At 58.4% G+C, this 17,484-nt stretch carries 15 protein-coding genes; 8 read left to right on the forward strand and 7 right to left on the reverse strand.

The genetic code is table 11. From position 1 onward, the window contains the following. Positions 1-236: 236 nt before the first annotated feature. Both dnaK and grpE read right to left on the reverse strand, forming a co-directional pair. Positions 237-2,153: a molecular chaperone DnaK gene (gene dnaK / locus TU81_RS23110; RefSeq protein ID WP_038978899.1), complete on the reverse strand. Its 1,917-nt coding sequence runs from the start codon at positions 2,151-2,153 to the stop codon at positions 237-239. Positions 2,154-2,255: 102 nt separating this feature from the next. Next, a complete protein-coding gene (grpE, locus tag TU81_RS23115) occupies positions 2,256-2,822 on the reverse strand; it encodes a nucleotide exchange factor GrpE (protein ID WP_038978898.1) in 567 nt (188 codons plus the stop codon). Positions 2,823-3,063: 241 nt separating this feature from the next. Here grpE and recN point away from each other — a divergent pair, with 241 nt between their 5' ends. After that, positions 3,064-4,737 carry a DNA repair protein RecN gene (recN, locus tag TU81_RS23120; protein ID WP_038978897.1) on the forward strand — a complete coding sequence of 558 codons (1,674 nt, stop codon included), beginning with the start codon at positions 3,064-3,066 and terminating at the stop codon, positions 4,735-4,737. 75 nt (positions 4,738-4,812) lie between these two features. Here the strand turns inward: recN and fur are convergent, their stop codons facing one another. Next, positions 4,813-5,217, reverse strand: a complete 405-nt coding sequence (fur, locus tag TU81_RS23125) for a ferric iron uptake transcriptional regulator (RefSeq protein ID WP_003197684.1) — start codon at positions 5,215-5,217, stop codon at positions 4,813-4,815. A gap of 97 nt (positions 5,218-5,314) precedes the next feature. On the opposite strand from fur, the gene TU81_RS23130 reads away from it, so the two are divergent. Beyond that, entirely contained in the window at positions 5,315-5,842 is a 528-nt protein-coding gene (locus TU81_RS23130; RefSeq protein WP_038978896.1) for an outer membrane protein assembly factor BamE, read from the forward strand. A 61-nt stretch (positions 5,843-5,903) separates the two neighbouring features. On the opposite strand, the gene TU81_RS23135 is transcribed toward TU81_RS23130, so the two are convergent. The 3 genes from TU81_RS23135 to TU81_RS23145 are packed head-to-tail and all read right to left on the reverse strand — an operon-like array spanning position 5,904 to position 8,056. Further along, positions 5,904-6,218 (reverse strand): RnfH family protein, encoded by a 315-nt coding sequence (locus tag TU81_RS23135; RefSeq protein ID WP_048396636.1) that lies wholly within the window; start codon positions 6,216-6,218, stop codon positions 5,904-5,906. Beyond that, positions 6,211-6,645, reverse strand: coding sequence for a type II toxin-antitoxin system RatA family toxin (locus TU81_RS23140; protein ID WP_030128093.1), 435 nt, complete (start codon positions 6,643-6,645; stop codon positions 6,211-6,213). The genes TU81_RS23135 and TU81_RS23140 overlap by 8 nt, the downstream gene beginning before the upstream one ends. A 7-nt stretch (positions 6,646-6,652) precedes the next feature. Beyond that, the gene (locus tag TU81_RS23145; RefSeq protein WP_038978894.1) at positions 6,653-8,056 is read right to left on the reverse strand and encodes a sodium-dependent transporter; all 1,404 of its coding nucleotides are present in this window, start codon (positions 8,054-8,056) and stop codon (positions 6,653-6,655) included. A 118-nt stretch (positions 8,057-8,174) separates the two neighbouring features. Here TU81_RS23145 and smpB point away from each other — a divergent pair, with 118 nt between their 5' ends. Next, complete coding sequence (gene smpB / locus TU81_RS23150) at positions 8,175-8,657, forward strand: SsrA-binding protein SmpB (RefSeq protein WP_007900551.1); 483 nt, start codon at positions 8,175-8,177, stop codon at positions 8,655-8,657. Between the two features lie 132 nt (positions 8,658-8,789). On the opposite strand, the gene TU81_RS23155 is transcribed toward smpB, so the two are convergent. After that, complete coding sequence (locus tag TU81_RS23155) at positions 8,790-9,557, reverse strand: GntR family transcriptional regulator (protein WP_038978893.1); 768 nt, start codon at positions 9,555-9,557, stop codon at positions 8,790-8,792. A 262-nt stretch (positions 9,558-9,819) separates the two neighbouring features. Here TU81_RS23155 and TU81_RS23160 point away from each other — a divergent pair, with 262 nt between their 5' ends. From TU81_RS23160 to TU81_RS23180, 5 genes are all read left to right on the forward strand, one after another. Then, positions 9,820-11,511 (forward strand): lactate permease LctP family transporter, encoded by a 1,692-nt coding sequence (locus TU81_RS23160; protein WP_048396639.1) that lies wholly within the window; start codon positions 9,820-9,822, stop codon positions 11,509-11,511. 151 nt (positions 11,512-11,662) lie between these two features. Next, positions 11,663-12,487 (forward strand): (Fe-S)-binding protein, encoded by an 825-nt coding sequence (locus TU81_RS23165; protein ID WP_038978891.1) that lies wholly within the window; start codon positions 11,663-11,665, stop codon positions 12,485-12,487. Beyond that, positions 12,484-13,938, forward strand: coding sequence for a LutB/LldF family L-lactate oxidation iron-sulfur protein (locus TU81_RS23170; protein WP_048396641.1), 1,455 nt, complete (start codon positions 12,484-12,486; stop codon positions 13,936-13,938). Before TU81_RS23165 ends, TU81_RS23170 begins: the two co-directional genes overlap by 4 nt. Next, the gene (locus TU81_RS23175) at positions 13,938-14,609 is read left to right on the forward strand and encodes a LutC/YkgG family protein (protein ID WP_048396643.1); all 672 of its coding nucleotides are present in this window, start codon (positions 13,938-13,940) and stop codon (positions 14,607-14,609) included. The genes TU81_RS23170 and TU81_RS23175 overlap by 1 nt, the downstream gene beginning before the upstream one ends. Next, entirely contained in the window at positions 14,606-17,416 is a 2,811-nt protein-coding gene (locus TU81_RS23180) for an FAD-binding and (Fe-S)-binding domain-containing protein (RefSeq protein WP_048396645.1), read from the forward strand. Before TU81_RS23175 ends, TU81_RS23180 begins: the two co-directional genes overlap by 4 nt. The last annotated feature ends 68 nt before the right edge of the window (positions 17,417-17,484 follow it).

The following is a 17,484-nucleotide window of genomic DNA, read 5'->3' on the forward strand; positions in this document are numbered from 1 at the left end:
GCCCCAATACAGGCCCGGACCCAACTCACGTCAATTCAACGATCCTGGTCTTTGATTCGATGCGGTACTTTCGACTCGAAAAGCAGGAGCATTTCCGGTCATACCGCCAACATCCGAGCGTTGTCGCATGCTGTAAAAATTCGCTTACTCCAGACACGCCAACGCGGGAGCAAGCTCCCGCGCGGCGACATCCTACCAGTCACCGCCTGAAGGCAGTCAACCGGGCGACCAACAACTTACTTGTGGTCTTTGACTTCTTCGAACTCGGCATCGACAACGTCGTCAGCCTTTTCAGCCGATTCGTCTTTCGGCGCCGCGCCTTCAGCTGGCTGAGCCTGGTCGGCGTACATCTTCTGAGCCACTGGCGCGGAGACCTTGGACAGCTCTTCAACCTTGGCTTCGATAGCGGCCTTGTCGTCGCCTTTGATGGCGGTTTCCAGGGCAACTACAGCTGCTTCGATTGCAGTCTTCTCTTCAGCGCTTACTTTATCGCCAGCATCAGCGACCATTTTGCGCGTCGAGTGAACCAGGGCATCGCCTTGGTTACGGGCGCTGGCCAGCTCTTCGAACTTGCGGTCTTCTTCAGCGTTCACTTCAGCATCGCGAACCATCTGCTGAATTTCTTCCTCGGACAGACCAGAGTTGGCCTTGATCACGATCGACTGAGTCTTGCCGGTAGCCTTGTCTTTCGCGCCGACGTGCAGGATGCCGTTGGCGTCGATGTCGAAGGTCACTTCGATTTGTGGCACGCCACGTGGTGCTGGTGGAATCTCGGCCAGGTCGAACTTGCCCAGGGACTTGTTCTGTGCGGCTTGCTTACGCTCACCTTGCAGTACGTGAATGGTCACTGCGCCCTGGTTGTCGTCGGCAGTCGAGAACACTTGCGATTTCTTGGTAGGAATCGTGGTGTTTTTCTCGATCAGCGCGGTCATTACGCCGCCCATGGTTTCGATACCCAGGGTCAGCGGGCTGACGTCGAGCAGCAGAACGTCTTTCACGTCACCAGCCAATACCGCGCCCTGGATAGCAGCACCCATGGCAACAGCTTCGTCAGGGTTGACGTCTTTACGAGCTTCTTTACCGAAGAAATCGGTCACCAGCTTCTGAACCAGTGGCATACGGGTCTGACCGCCGACCAGGATCACGTCGTTGATCGCGCCAATTTCGATACCGGCGTCTTTCATCGCAATGCGGCAAGGTTCGATGGTGCGCTGAACCAGGTCTTCAACCAGCGCTTCGAGCTTGGCGCGGGAGATTTTCACGTTCAAGTGCTTAGGACCGGTAGCGTCTGCAGTGATGTACGGCAGGTTCACGTCGGTCGACTGGCTCGAGGACAGTTCGATCTTGGCTTTCTCAGCGGCTTCTTTCAGGCGCTGCATGGCCAGCGGGTCACCCTTGAGGTTCATGCCGCTTTCTTTCTTGAACTCGTCAACGAGGTAGTCGATCAGACGAATGTCAAAGTCTTCACCGCCCAGGAAAGTGTCACCGTTGGTGGCCAACACTTCGAACTGGTGCTCGCCATCGACTTCAGCGATTTCGATCACGGAAACGTCGAAAGTACCGCCGCCCAAGTCGTAAACGATCACGGTGTGATCGCCTTTCGCCTTGTCCATACCGTAGGCCAGTGCGGCTGCGGTTGGTTCGTTGATGATACGTTTAACGTCCAGACCCGCGATGCGGCCGGCGTCTTTGGTGGCTTGACGCTGGCTGTCGTTGAAGTAGGCCGGAACGGTGATCACCGCTTCGGTCACTGGCTCGCCGAGGTAGTCTTCGGCGGTCTTCTTCATTTTCTTCAGAATTTCAGCCGAAATTTGTGGCGGCGCCATTTTCTGGCCGTTCACTTCAACCCAGGCGTCGTTGTTGTCAGCCTTGACGATCTTGTAAGGGACCATCTGGATGTCTTTCTGTACGACTTCTTCGTCAAAACGACGACCAATCAGACGCTTCACCGCGTACAGGGTGTTATGCGGATTGGTCACTGCCTGACGCTTGGCCGACTGGCCAACCAGAATTTCGCCATCATTGGCATAAGCGACGATCGACGGCGTGGTACGCGCGCCTTCAGCGTTTTCAATAACTTTGGCTTTGCCGTTTTCCAGCACGGAGACGCAGGAGTTGGTAGTCCCCAGGTCGATACCGATAATTTTGCCCATGTTCACTCTCCCGAAACTTTGGATTTGGATGCCGCAGTAGTGGTGGCTGACTGCGGTAGCACTTAAACGCTTGACTTCTAAATGGGGGCCTTGCGGCTAATTTCAAGCCTGCTCGTCAATCGAAGGCGAAACCGGTGCAGGTGCCTTGCTGACCACGACCATGGCCGGGCGCAGCAGGCGACCGTGAAGCTGGTAGCCCTTCTGAAACACCTTGAGCACGCTGTTTGGCTCGACGTCGGCGCTTTCCTGCATGGCCATTGCCTGATGATGCGAGGCATTGAAGGGTTCGCCTTCAGGATCGATCGCTTCCAGGTGATAGCGCTTCAGGGTGTCCTGGAACATTTTCAGGGTCAGCTCGATCCCTTCGCGCATCGGACGAATGTTTTCGTCGTCAGGGCTGGATAGCTCCAGACCGCGCTCCAGGCTGTCGATGATCGGCAGCAGATCGCCAGCGAACTTTTCCAGGGCGAATTTGTGAGCCTTTTCAACGTCCTGCTCGGCACGGCGGCGGACGTTCTGCAGATCGGCGGCTACACGCAAAGCCTGATCCTGCGCACCAGCCAATTGCTCTTCGAGCACTTGTACACGAGCCGCCAGGTCTTCACCCGAAGCCTCGGGGCCCTGGTTGGCGTCTAGATTTTGCGTATCCACTGTCTGTTCGTCAGCCATAGATTTCTCCTTCCAATATCGTCCGCGAGCTCAACTCGCGCTTCTGCCCCGGTATATGGGGCCGCAAAATTCAGCTTCAAGGGCTATTTGATCATTAACCCTACAAAAAACAGCTGCATTGTCATTCCTCATCGCACTAAGGATTTCCTTCAATCAAGCAAATCGACCTAAGAGGGGGCATTGTCAGCTCGAAACAAAACACTGTATAAATAACCAGACCTAAAGCCTGGGAGCGGCCTTTATGCTGGTGCACCTGTCCGTACATAACTACGCCATCGTTGAACATCTCGATCTCGAACTCGATCGCGGGATGAGCGTGATCACAGGGGAAACCGGCGCCGGCAAGTCGATCATGCTCGATGCCCTGGGCCTGACCCTGGGCGATCGCGCCGACAGCGGCGTGGTCCGCCCGGGTGCGGACAAGGCCGATATCCTGGCCACCTTCGATCTGGTCGACATCCCGGAAGCCAGCGCCTGGCTGGCCGAACGCGACCTCGAAAACGACGGCCCGTGCATTTTGCGCCGAGTGATCACCGCTGAAGGGCGATCCCGCGGCTATATCAACGGCACCCCCTGCCCCCTCGGTGACTTGAAAGCCCTGGGCGAATTGCTGATCGATATCCACAGCCAGCACGAACACCAGTCCCTGCTGAAAACCGATACTCACCGACGCCTGCTCGACGAATACGCCGGTGCCACGGACCTGGCCCGCCAGGTGCAATTGGCTGCCCAACGCTGGCGCCAGACCCGCCAGGAACTGGAACGCCTTTCCAACTCCGGCGACGAACAGCGTGCGCGTCATCAGTTGCTCAGCTATCAACTCGAAGAACTGGAAAACCTCGGCCTCGGCGAAAACGAGCTGGAGCAGCTGGAACAGGAACACAAGAACCTGACCAACGCCGAAACCCTGCTGGGCATTTGCCGGCAAGTGGTCGAACAATGCAGCGAAAGTGATTCCGGCAACGTACTGAACGCGCTGACCGCCAGCCTTAACCGCCTATCGAGCGTGAACAATTCGATCGGCGCCTTGGGCGAAGCCAGCAGCCTGCTGACCAGCGCGCAGATTCAGGTTGAAGAAGCCGTAGGCGAGTTGAACCGTTTTCTCGACAATTTCGACGCCGATCCGGCCCGCCTTCAATACCTGGAAGAGCGCCTCGATGCCATCTACACCCTGGCGCGCAAACACCGCATCCAGCCGACCGAAGTCGCCGAGATGCAGCAGAAGCTACTCGATGAAATCGAAACCCTGAATGCCAACGACGAATCCATCGAACGACTGAGCGATGAGCTGGCCTCCTACGCCCGCCATTATCAGGAGAAAGCTCGGGATCTGAGCGACCTGCGGCACCAAGCCTCGAGCAGCCTGGCCTGTGCCGTGGAACAGGAAATCCAGCGCTTGGGCATGCCCGGCGGCCGATTCACCATCGAACTTCGTCCCAACAGCGGCGACGAACTGCTGCCCAACGGGCTCGAACAGGTAGAACTGCTGGTGAGCGCCAACCCCGGGCAACCATTGAAAGCCCTGGCGAAAGTGGCGTCGGGTGGCGAACTGTCGCGTATCAGCCTGGCGATTCAGGTGATCACTGCACAGACCTCGCGCGTGCCGACCCTGGTGTTCGATGAAGTGGACGTGGGTATCGGCGGCCCGACCGCCGAGATTGTCGGCCAGTTGCTGCGACGCCTCGGGGAGCGTGGGCAGGTTCTGACCGTGACTCACTTGCCGCAAGTGGCGGCGCAGGGGCATCAACATCTATTTGTACACAAGGTCCGCGGTGAAGACGCCACGCATACAGCCGTCTCTAAACTGAGCAAGACCGATCGTGTCGAAGAAGTGGCACGGATGCTGGGCGGCATCGACCTCACCAAGGAATCCCTGGCTCACGCGAAAAAAATGGTCGTTACCGCGAAAATTTAAGAACGGCAGAAAGCACGAAGGCGACCCTGGGGTCGCCTTCGTTCGTTTCGCGAACCAGAAGTTCGCGCGACATGCTTACTTTTTCTTGCGCACGTACAGCACAAGATTGTGATCAACCATCTCGAAGCCATACTTGTCGACGATTGCTTTCTGCAGCCGCTCGATTTCTTCGTCGAAGAATTCGATCACTTCACTGGTTTCGACGTTGACCATATGGTCGTGATGCTTGCCGTCGTCCAGCTCGAAGACCGCATGGCCTCCGTCGAAGTTGTGCCGCACCACAAGGCCAGCTGCCTCGAACTGGGTCAGAACACGGTAAACCGTGGCCAGACCGACGTCCTCACCAGCCTCCATCAGCGCCTTGTATACATCCTCGGCACTCATGTGGCGTTGCTCGGCGGAATCGAGCATTTGCAGAATTTTGACCCGTGGAAGGGTCACTTTGAGGCCGGCTTTGCGTAGTTCGCTATTTTCAACCATGGTCAGCTTTCTCGCGATGCTGCTTCGCAGCTTCTCTTAATGCGGGTATGATCGGCGTTTACGTTGTCCCAGCCAAGATAGTGGAAGTCGCCCACCGATGCAAAACACCAAGCTCTTGCTAACCAGTTTCACCTTTGTGGGACTGCTCGCACTCGCCGGTTGTTCATTCCCCGGGGTTTACAAAATCGACATCCAGCAGGGCAATGTCGTCACGCAGGACATGATAGACCAGTTACGCCCGGGAATGACCCGCCGGCAAGTACGGTTTATCATGGGTAACCCTCTGCTGACCGACACGTTCCATGCCGATCGCTGGGATTATCTGTACAGCCTGCAACCGGGTGGCGGTGAACGCCAACAGGAACGCATTAGCGTTATCTTCAACCCAAATGATCAACTTGTCAGCCTCTCTGGCGATTTCATGCCAGGCGTGAGCCGCGACGAAGCCATTCTCGGCAAGGACAGTGACACTACCGTGACCACGCCTGCCGAAAACGCCGAGAAGCCGAAGCCGGAAAAACCGGTCAAGCCAGGGTCGTTGCTGGACCAGATCCAGAAGGACGTGGACAACGTGGAAACCGTTCCAGTCCCGACGCCAGAACCGTTGGAAACCTCGCCGCAATAATTTGCGACGCAATAAAAAACCCGGCATGTCCGGTTTTTTTATTGCCTGCCATTTAACCGGATCACTGATTCCGGGCTTTGGCCTCGGCCGCTTTGGCTGCGCGCAACCGGCGAACTTCTTTCGGATCGGCGAGCAACGGTCGGTAAATCTCGAGGCGATCCCCTGCCTGAACCGGACGATTGGCCGGCTCAGCGATCACTTTGCCAAAGATTCCAACCGGACAACTGGTCAGATCCAACTCAGGGAATTCGCTGTTCAGGCCAGATCTGAGCAACGCATCTCGCACCGTTGCGCCCACCGGCACCGTTACGGTCAGCAGTACCTGGCGATCAACAGCGGCATACACCACTTCGACCTTGATCATTGCCTCAACCATGCATCTGTTTCGCGCGCTGGCAAAAAGCGTCCATCAGCGTATTCGCTGCCTGATTGAACAAAGGCCCCAACGTCGCACGCACCAGCGGTCCCGAATAGTCGAATGACAAGTCCAGACTGATCTTGCAGGCCTTCTCGCCCAACGGCTTGAATACCCAGACGCCGTGCAACTGGCTGAATGGACCTTCCTCGAGGTTCATCTCGATCGAACGCCCTGGCACCAGGGTGTTACGCGTCACGAAGTGCTGACTAAGGCCACCCTTGGCCACGCCGACGCTGGCACGCATAAGCTCAGGAGTGCTTTCCAGGACTTCCGCCGACGAGCACCACGGCAGGAATTCCGGATAGCGGGCCACGTCGTTGACCAGGTCATAAAGCGCTTGTGCCGGATACGGCAGCAGGGCCGAACGTTGAATGTGTGTCGTCATGTCAGCGTTACTTCCACAGCTGGGCGGCAAACACTACAAGAATGCCGATGGGCGCCACATAGCGCATCAAGAACAGGGACAGGGCGAACAGCACCGGACGGCGGATCGACAATTCGTCGCGCACCGCTTCACGCCCCATCACCCAGCCCGCAAACACCACGAAACACAAACCACCGAGTGGCAACATGATCCGCGAGGTGAAGAAATCGATCACACCAAAGAAATCCAGACCACCGGCTGCTCCCCATTGATAGAGGTGGAACATCCCGCCTTCGTTCACGAAAAACTTGGCTTGCTTCCAGATATTGAAGGAAAACACGGTGCCCAGACCGACGAACCAGCAGATGAACGCCAACCAGAAGGTGACCCAGGCGCGACTGATCTTCGTGCGCTCAACCAGGTAAGCCACCATCGGCTCGAGCAGGGAGATCGCCGAACTCCAGGCCGCAATCGCTACCAGCACGAAGAACACTACGCCCATCAACTGGCCGAACGCTACGTTGCCAAAGGCAAATGGCAGGCTGACGAACATCAGGCCAGGACCTTCGCTCGGGTTCAGGCCCGCGGCGAACACAATCGGAAACAATGCCAGACCCGCCACCAGGGAAACGAAGGTATCGAGCAGCGCCACGCCGACCACAGTCCCGGAAATCGACGAACTCTTCGGCATATAAGCGCCGTAGATCATGATCGAGCCGACGCCCACGCTCAGGGAAAAGAAAGCGTGCCCCATCGCTGGCAGCAAGCCGTCGAGGACTTTTTCCGGATGGAAGTCGAACATGAAATGCACGCCCTCCATGAAATGGCCCGTGGTCATGCTGTAGCCCAGCAGTACAAGGATCATCACGAACAGCAGCGGCATCATAATCCGCAGGCTGCGCTCCAGCCCGGCGACCACGCCCTTGGCGATCACCACGGCGGAGAGGAGCATGAAAATCGTATGCCAAAGTGTCAGACGCCAGGGATCGGCGATCACACTGCCAAAGTAAGCGCCGACCTGATCAGGCGTCGCCCCCTGGAAGTCGCCACGCCCCATGTCGATGATGTAATCCAGCGACCAACCGCCGACCACGCTATAGAAGGAGAGGATCAGCAGCGCCGTGATCATCCCGGCAAATGCGCCCCAGGACCATTTCGCCGAATGCCCCGCCTCCAGCGCCAAAACCTTCAAGGCATTCGCCGGGCTCTGCCGCGCGCGGCGACCGATCAGGGTTTCGGCCAGCATGACGGGCATACCGATCAGCGCGATACAGGCGAGGAACATCAGCACGAAGGCTCCGCCACCGTAGACGCCGACCATGTACGGGAATTTCCAGATACTACCCAGCCCCACGGCCGAACCGGTCGCGGCGAGTATGAAGACCCAGCGGCTAGCCCAACTGCCGTGGACAGAAACCTTGTCTGTCGACATCGTTATCACGCCCAAGCGTTCAAAAAAGAGGCCGCATTGTCCGGGATTCAATCAACCTGCTCAAGCACGTAGCGATACCGTAGCCGACTCGCTTGCAACTCCCTATAATGCCGCCCCTATGGCTAAACAGAAGAAACACCCAACAGGGACCATCGCGCAGAACAAAAAGGCGCGACACGATTACTTCATCGAGCATAAGTTCGAGGCTGGTCTGGTCCTGGCCGGCTGGGAAGTAAAAAGTTTGCGGGCAAGCAAGCTGCAACTGGTTGACAGTTACGTACTGCTCAAGGATGGCGAAGCCTGGCTGCTCGGTAGCCACATTACGCCGCTGATGACTGCCAGCACCCACGTCATCGCTGATCCGACCCGCACCCGGAAATTGCTGCTCAACCGGCGCGAGCTGGAAAAGCTGGCCGCTGCCGTACAGCAGAAAGGCTACGCCTGCGTATGCCTTTCCTGGTACTGGAGCAAGCACATGGTCAAGTGCGAGATCGCTCTGGGCAAGGGCAAGAAGGAATACGACAAGCGTGATACCGAACGCGAGCGCGACGCCGGTCGTGAATTGCAGCGCGCGGTGCGCAACAAGGGTAAGGAAGATTAATTTTCCACCCTGATCGTGATCGCTCCCACGCTCTGCGTGGGAATGCAGCAATGGACGCTCTGCGTCCGCTGTGACGCAGAGCGTCACGGGATGCGTTCCCACGCAGAGCGTGGGAACGATCATCATCCAAACCTACATCCCCTTGCGCCGCTCCGCCCGAGCCACGCGCTGCACTTCCTGACGCACCTCTTCCAGCACTTCCTGCACATACAAAATGTGCCGACTGGAAACCTCCCGCGCCTGCTCTGCCCGACCTTCGATAATCGCCAGATACAATTCTCTGTGCTGCGCGATCAACATGTCGCGGGTTTCAGCGCGCTGTTTGTACATGCCGCCAATGTTGGTCACCACGTTGCGCTTGAGCAGGTCGAACAGACCTCGAATGGTGTGTAGCAACACCGCGTTATGACTGGCCTCGGCGATCGCCAAATGAAATTTTGCATCTGCCGCGCCCTCTTCCGCCCGACCTACTTCGTCATGACGCGAATAGCAGTCCTGCAACTCATCGAAGGCTGCAGTCAGCCGTTCGCGATCCACGTCCGTGGCGCGCAATGCCGCGTAGTAAGCACAGGATGCTTCCAGCGTATGACGAAACTCCAGTAAATCACGCTGGGCCTCGGGGTTGCTTTCCAGCAGATGCAACAGTGGATCGCTGAACGTCGAGCCCAGGGATTCCACCACGTAGTTACCGCCGCCCTGACGGCTGACCAGCAAACCTTTGGCCGTCAGTTTCTGGATCGCTTCGCGCAACGAAGGGCGCGACACGCCGAACTGCTCGGCCAACGCACGCTCGGCTGGCAGACGCTCGCCGGCCTTTAACGTGCCCTCGAGAATCATCCCTTCGAGTTGCTCGACAATATCGTCAGACAAACGGCGCTGCCGAATCTGATCAAACCCCATCACTCAATTCTCCACGATCCCGGCGGCTCGCCGGGCTCTCTATTCTGGCCTATCGGCGCTGCGCCAGCACCTACCAGACGACGTTTGATCGAACAGATCAGATGCGTTCTGCACGGCTCATTCGACAAAAGTTTTAGGGCGGCAAATTGACACACCGCATACAAGGCTTTTACCCTAGCCAACAGCGATTGTAAATTGGTATTACCAATTATCCAAGAACGCTGACCAGTGCCTGACCAACAACAATTAGGGGCCACCCCATATGCAAACCTGGCAACAGCTCTACAGCCCGCTCGGCAGTCTCGGCGTGTCCGCACTCGCGGCCGTCATCCCCATCGTATTTTTCTTCCTGGCTTTGGCCGTGTTCCGCCTCAAAGGCCACGTGGCCGGCAGCATTACCCTCGCGCTGTCGATTGCCGTGGCAATCTTCGCGTTCCAGATGCCGGTGGACATGGCCTTTGCGGCGGCCGGATATGGCTTCGCCTACGGCTTGTGGCCGATTGCGTGGATCATCGTGGCAGCGGTGTTCCTGTACAAACTGACGGTGAAAAGCGGCCAGTTCGAAGTGATCCGCAGCTCAGTGTTGTCGATCACCGACGACCAACGCCTGCAAGTGTTGCTGATCGGATTCTGCTTCGGCGCGTTCCTGGAAGGTGCCGCCGGTTTCGGCGCACCGGTAGCGATTACCGCCGCGCTGCTGGTAGGACTGGGCTTCAACCCGCTGTATGCCGCCGGCCTGTGCCTGATCGCCAACACCGCACCAGTCGCGTTCGGCGCCTTGGGGATTCCGATCATCGTCGCCGGGCAAGTCACCGGCATCGACGCATTCAAGATCGGCGCCATGACCGGCCGCCAGCTGCCATTGCTGTCGCTGTTCGTGCCGTTCTGGCTGGTGTTCATGATGGATGGCTTGCGCGGCGTTCGGGAAACCTGGCCGGCGGCACTGGTGGCCGGTTTGAGTTTCGCCGTCACCCAATACTTCACCTCGAACTTCATCGGCCCGGAACTGCCGGACATCACCTCGGCGCTGGCCAGCCTGGTTTCCCTGACGCTATTCCTGAAAATCTGGCAGCCAAAACGCGCCGCTGGCGCCCACATCGTCGGCGCAGTCTCGGCTTCCGTGGTGGCCAGCACCGGTGGTTTCGGCCAACCGCGCACCACCGTGCCTTCGCCCTACAGCTTGGGGGAAATTTTCAAAGCCTGGTCGCCGTTCCTGATCCTCACCGTACTGGTCACTATCTGGACGCTGAAACCGTTCAAGGCGATGTTCGCTGCGGGCGGCTCGATGTATAGCTGGGTGTTCAACTTCGCGATTCCGCACCTGGATCAAATGGTGATCAAGGTCGCCCCGATCGTGACCGCCCCGACGGCAATCCCGGCGGTGTTCAAACTCGATCCGATTTCTGCAACCGGCACGGCGATTTTCTTCTCTGCACTGATCTCAATGCTGGTGCTGAAGATCAATTTAAAAACTGGTCTTACCACTTTCAAAGAGACTGTCTACGAACTGCGCTGGCCGATTCTGTCCATCGGCATGGTGCTGGCCTTCGCCTTCGTCACCAACTATTCGGGCATGTCGTCGACCATGGCTCTGGTCCTGGCAGGCACGGGGGCGGCATTCCCGTTCTTCTCGCCGTTCCTCGGCTGGCTCGGTGTGTTCCTGACCGGTTCCGATACTTCGTCCAACGCACTGTTCAGTTCGCTGCAAGCAACCACTGCGCACCAGATCGGCGTCAATGACACCTTGCTGGTGGCGGCGAACACCAGCGGCGGAGTGACCGGCAAGATGATTTCGCCGCAATCGATCGCCGTGGCCTGCGCCGCGACCGGGCTGGTGGGCAAAGAATCGGATCTGTTCCGCTTCACCCTCAAGCACAGCCTATTCTTTGCAACGATCGTCGGCCTGATCACTTTGGCTCAGGCCTACTGGTTCACCGGCATGCTGGTGCACTAAGAACTACACGCGACACGGAAAAAACCGACGCTGGGCTACGCTCCCGGCGTCAGCTATTCACAACCGGGTCTGCAAGGCTGCTGAAAGCTTCCCTCACTATATTCAGCAGCCTCAGCGGACGGATAACCGGGACCACCCGGAGACACGCCTGATGAGCGAGCTTTTTTACAACGCTGTGCCGAACGCGACCCGTGTCGCCCCGCCACTGCCCGAGCCTCGGCAATACCCCAGCGAGAAACCGTCACGGGTCTACCTGTTCGGGACTTGCGTGGTGGATCTGTTCTACCCGGAAGCCGGGATGGACGCGATACACCTGCTGGAACGCGAAGGCATTCGTGTCGAATACCCGCAAGGGCAAAGCTGCTGCGGGCAACCGGCCTACACCTCGGGCTACACCGAACAGGCCCGGACCGTGGCACGCTCGCAACTGGCGTTGTTTGCCGGCGATTATCCGGTGGTGGTGCCGTCGGGGTCTTGCGCGGGCATGTTGCGCGAACATTACGCCGACTTGTTCAAGGATGAGCCGCAAACGCTGATACAGGTTCAGGCCCTCGCGGCACGGACTTATGAACTGGCGGAGTTTCTGCTGTTTGTCTGCAAGGTGCAGCTCAAGGACAGCGGCGAGCCGCTTAAAGTGGCGTTGCACACGTCGTGCTCGGCACGTCGAGAAATGAACACCCACCTGCACGGCCGTGAGTTGTTGGCGCAGCTGAGCAACGTGGAGCGAGTCGACCACAGCCACGAAAGTGAATGCTGTGGCTTTGGTGGGACTTTCAGCGTCCGTATGCCAGATATTTCTGGCGCGATGGTGGCTGACAAGACCCGCGCGCTGAAGGAGTCCGGCGCGCACAAGGTACTCAGTGCCGACTGCGGTTGCCTGATGAACATCAATGGCTCGTTGGAGAAACAGCAGGAAGCGTTACGCGGTCAGCATCTGGCCAGTTTCCTGTGGCAGCGTACCGGAGGTGCCCGATGAGCACTTCCACGATTATTCCTACGGTTGCCGTAGAAGAAGATTTTCGCGCCCGGGCTCACAAGGCTTTGGCTGACACGCAACTGCGAAACAACTTTCGTAGCGCGATGGATTCACTGATGAGCAAACGGGCAGCGTCCTTCAGCGATGCCTTTGAGCGAGAACATTTGCGAGTGCTGGGCAATGCTGTCCGCGCCCGTGCTTTATCCAAGTTGCCCGACCTGCTCGAGCAGCTTGAACAGAACCTGACCCGCAACGGTGTGACAGTGCACTGGGCGGAAACGGTGGACGAAGCCAATGGCATCGTCTTATCGATCATCCGCGCTCACGAGGCGCGGCAAGTGATCAAGGGCAAATCGATGGTCAGCGAAGAGATGGAGATGAACCATGTCCTCGCGGCTCAAGGCATTGAATGCCTGGAGTCGGACATGGGCGAATTTATCGTCCAGCTCGACCACGAGAAGCCTTCACACATCATTATGCCGGCGATCCACAAGAATGCCGGTCAGGTCGCGTCCTTGTTCCACGACAAACTTGGCGTGGAGTACACCAAGGACGTAGACCAACTCATTCAGATCGGTCGCAAAGTCTTGCGACAGAAATTCTTCGAAGCAGACATCGGCGTCTCCGGCGTCAACTTCGCCGTGGCCGAAACCGGTACCCTGCTACTGGTGGAAAACGAAGGCAACGGGCGCATGTCGACCACCGTGCCGCCCGTACACATTGCCGTCACCGGCATCGAGAAAGTCGTCGAAAACCTGCGGGACGTTGTACCGCTGTTGTCGCTGCTGACCCGCTCGGCTCTCGGCCAGCCGATCACCACCTACGTCAACATGATCTCGGGACCGCGCAAGGAACATGAACTCGACGGCCCTCAGGAAGTGCACCTGGTATTGCTCGACAATGGTCGTAGCCAAGCGTTTGCCGACAGCGAACTGCGCCAGACCCTGAACTGCATCCGCTGCGGCGCCTGTATGAATCATTGCCCGGTCTACACCCGAATCGGCGGCCATGCCTATGGCGAGGTTTACCCTGGGCCTATCGGAAAAATCATCACCCCGCACATGGTCGGCCTGGCGAAAGTCCCCGACCACCCAAGCGCATCTTCGTTATGCGGCGCTTGCGGTGAAGTCTGCCCGGTAAAAATCCCGATTCCCGCATTGCTGCGTCGCCTACGGGAAGAGAACGTCAAAGCGCCGGACAGCCCGCATCAAGTGATGCGCGGTCAGGGCAGCAAGTACTCGCGCAAAGAACGGTTTATCTGGAACGCCTGGGCGAAGCTCAACAGCTCGCCAGCGCTCTATCGCTTGTTCGGCTTTTTCGCCACCCGTCTGCGAGCGCTGACACCGAACAACGTCGGCCCGTGGACCCAGAACCACAGCGCACCGAAACCCGCCGCCCGCTCACTGCATGACATGGCCCGCCAGCATTTGGCCAAACAGGGAGACCGCTGATGAGCGCCAAGCAAAATATCCTCGCCAAATTGCGCAACAGTCTGACGGGGACCACGCCGGTGCCTGACAACTTCGATGTCGAATTGGTGACCGAGCCCTACACCTACACGCCAGAGCAACGCATCCCGCAACTGCGCAAACTGATGGAAGCGGTGCACACCGAAATTCATCTGACGTCCGGAGAAGGCTGGCCCGAATTGCTGGCGCAACTGCTGCAAGATCGCCAGTTGCCGAGCCTATTGATTGCGCCGACGACACCTCACGGTCAATGCATCACTCAGCATTGGGCGAAAAATCCTGGCCTGCCAGCGCTCAAAGCCTACGACCGTCCAGTCGAGGAATGGAAAGCCGAGTTGTTCAACGACACCCCGGCCAGCTTGACCACTACCCTCGGCGCAATCGCCGCAACAGGTAGCCTGATTCTCTGGCCGACGCGGGAAGAACCGCGCCTGATGAGCCTGGTGCCGCCGGTGCATTTCGCCTTGCTCAAGGCCAGTGAAATCCGCGACAACTTCTATCAGGTGCAACAGGAGTTCGAATGGGCCCAAGGCATGCCGACCAACGCCTTGCTGGTGTCCGGCCCATCGAAGACAGCCGACATCGAACAAATTCTGGCCTACGGCGCCCACGGCCCGAAAGACCTGGTGGTTCTGATCCTGGAGGACCAATGAGTCTACCGGCGGCTTTCCTGCGAGATGCACAGCAACTGATTCCTGAAGCGCGACGTTTCGACGATCCGCTGTCGACCTTGGCCTTCGGCACCGACGCCAGTTTCTACCGGCTGATTCCGAAACTGGTGATCCGCGTCGAGTCCGAAGACGAAGTGGTGGCACTGCTCAAACTGGCGCAACGGAATCAGGTCCCAGTGACTTTCCGCGCCGCCGGTACCAGTCTGTCTGGCCAGGCCATCAGCGATTCAGTGCTGATCGTGCTGGGGGATAACTGGAACGGTCGCGAGATTCGTGGCCAAGGTATGCAGATCCGTCTGCAACCGGGCGTGATTGGCGCCCAGGCCAACGCCTGGCTGGCACCGTTCGGTCGCAAGATCGGTCCAGACCCGGCGTCGATCAACGCCTGCAAAATCGGCGGCATCGTTGCCAACAACGCCAGCGGCATGTGCTGCGGCACAGCGCAGAACACCTATCACACACTGGCCGGAATTCGTCTGGTGCTGGCCGATGGCAGCCGTCTCGATACCGAAGACGCCGCCAGCGTGGCGGCCTTCCGTGAGAGCCACGCCGAGCTGCTGGAACGTCTGGCGACATTGGGCCGCGAGACCCGCGCCAATGCCGAATTGGCTGCGAAAATTCGCCACAAATATCGTCTGAAAAATACCACCGGGCTGTCACTCAATGCGCTGGTGGATTTCGACGAGCCTGTGGATATCTTGAGCCACTTGCTGGTGGGCTCCGAAGGCACGCTCGGGTTCATCAGTGCGGTGACCTACGACACGGTGATCGACCACCCGAACAAGGCGTCGGCGCTGATCGTGTTCCCGGATGTAGAAACCTGCTGCAACGCCGTCACTGTGCTGAAAAGCCAACCCGTATCGGCGGTGGAACTGCTGGACCGTCGCAGCCTGCGCTCGGTGCAGAACAAGCCCGGCATGCCGGCTTTCGTACAACAACTGTCGACCAATGCCTGCGCCCTGCTGATCGAATCCCGCGCCGCCTCTTCCACTTTGCTCCAGGAACAACTGACGCAAATCATGGCGTCGCTGACCGGCTTCCCGGTGGAGAAGCAAGTCGACTTCACCGAAGACCCGGTGGAAAACGCCCGGCTCTGGGCGATCCGCAAGGACACCTTCCCTGCCGTCGGTGCGGTGCGCAAAACCGGCACCACGGTGATTATTGAAGACGTAACTTTCCCAGTGGAACAGCTGGCCAGCGGCGTCAACCGCTTGATCGAGCTGTTCGACAAACATCATTACGACGAAGCGATCCTTTTCGGACACGCCCTGGAAGGTAATCTGCACTTCGTCTTCACCCAAGGCTTCAATAGCGCGGAAGAAGTCGCACGCTACCAGGCGTTCATGGACGACGTCGCGCAGTTGGTGGCCGTTGAATTCGGCGGCTCGCTGAAGGCTGAACACGGCACCGGTCGCAACATGGCGCCCTTCGTCGAACTGGAATGGGGCAGCGACGCTTACCAGTTGATGTGGCAGCTCAAACGCCTGCTCGACCCTAACGGCATTCTCAACCCGGACGTGGTGCTCAGCGACGATCCGCAGATCCACCTCAAGCATCTGAAACCGTTGCCGGCCGCCGATGAGATTGTGGATAAGTGCATCGAGTGCGGCTTCTGCGAACCGGTGTGCCCGTCGAAAGGCCTGACGCTGACCCCGCGCCAACGCATCGTGATCTGGCGTGACATCCAGGCGAAGAAACGCGCCGGCACAGACACCGCCGAACTGGAACAGGCCTACGAATACCAAGGCATCGATACGTGCGCCGCCACAGGCCTGTGTGCACAACGTTGCCCTGTAGGCATCAACACCGGCGAGCTGGTGAAAAAGCTCCGCGGCCGCAAAGCAACGCATACGAAAACCGCCAACTGGATTGAAGGAAATTTCGCCACCACATTGCAAGGCGCACGCTTCACCCTGCATGTCGCCAACGGTGCGCGGATGCTGTTGGGAGCGCCACGCTTGGCAAAGCTGTCAGCAACGTTGACGCGCTTATCCAAAGGCCAGGTCCCACAATGGACCAACGCCATGCCACAGCCGGAAAGAGCCATCCGTTTCAGCCCGACCGTGTCGGATGAGCGACCTCGGGTGGTGTACCTGGCGGCCTGCGTGTCGCGAGTCATGGGCCCGGCAGCGGGTGATAAAGAGCAAATGTCGCTGTACGAAAAAACCCGTGGTCTGTTGGAAAAAGCCGGTTACCAGGTAATTTTTCCGGACAACCTGGACAACCTCTGCTGCGGGCAACCGTTCGCCTCCAAGGGTTACGCCGAACAGGCTGAACACAAACGCCAGGAACTGATCGGCGCACTGCTACACGCCAGCCGCGGCGGGCTCGACCCAATCTACTGCGACACCAGCCCTTGTACCTTGCGGCTGGTTCAGGACTTGGGCGAGGTGCGGCTGGACCTGTACGACCCGGTGCGTTTCATCCGCACTCACTTGATGGATCGTCTCGATTTCACACCTCAGGAGGCGCCGATCGCGGTGCACGTCACGTGCAGCACTCAGCATCTCGGTGAGAGCCAGGCGCTGATCGATCTTGCGCGCAAATGCAGTAAAAACGTGGTCATCCCGGAAGGCATTCATTGCTGCGGTTTTGCCGGTGACAAGGGCTTCACCACCCCGCAATTGAATGCCCATTCGTTACGCACGCTCAAGGACGCGGTACAGCAATGCAGTGAGGGGATTTCCACCAGCCGTACCTGTGAGATCGGTCTGACACAACATGGCGGAATTGACTACCACGGGCTGGTCTATCTGGTGGATCGAGTGACGCAGGCCAGGGCGACCTGAAGAAAAATAGAACCCTGACGCATCGTCGCAGTCCACCGATCAAGTCCCGCAAACGTGGGACCCTTCCC

Origin of the sequence: Pseudomonas lini (genome assembly GCF_001042905.1) — a bacterium.
Lineage (GTDB): Bacteria > Pseudomonadota > Gammaproteobacteria > Pseudomonadales > Pseudomonadaceae > Aquipseudomonas > Aquipseudomonas lini.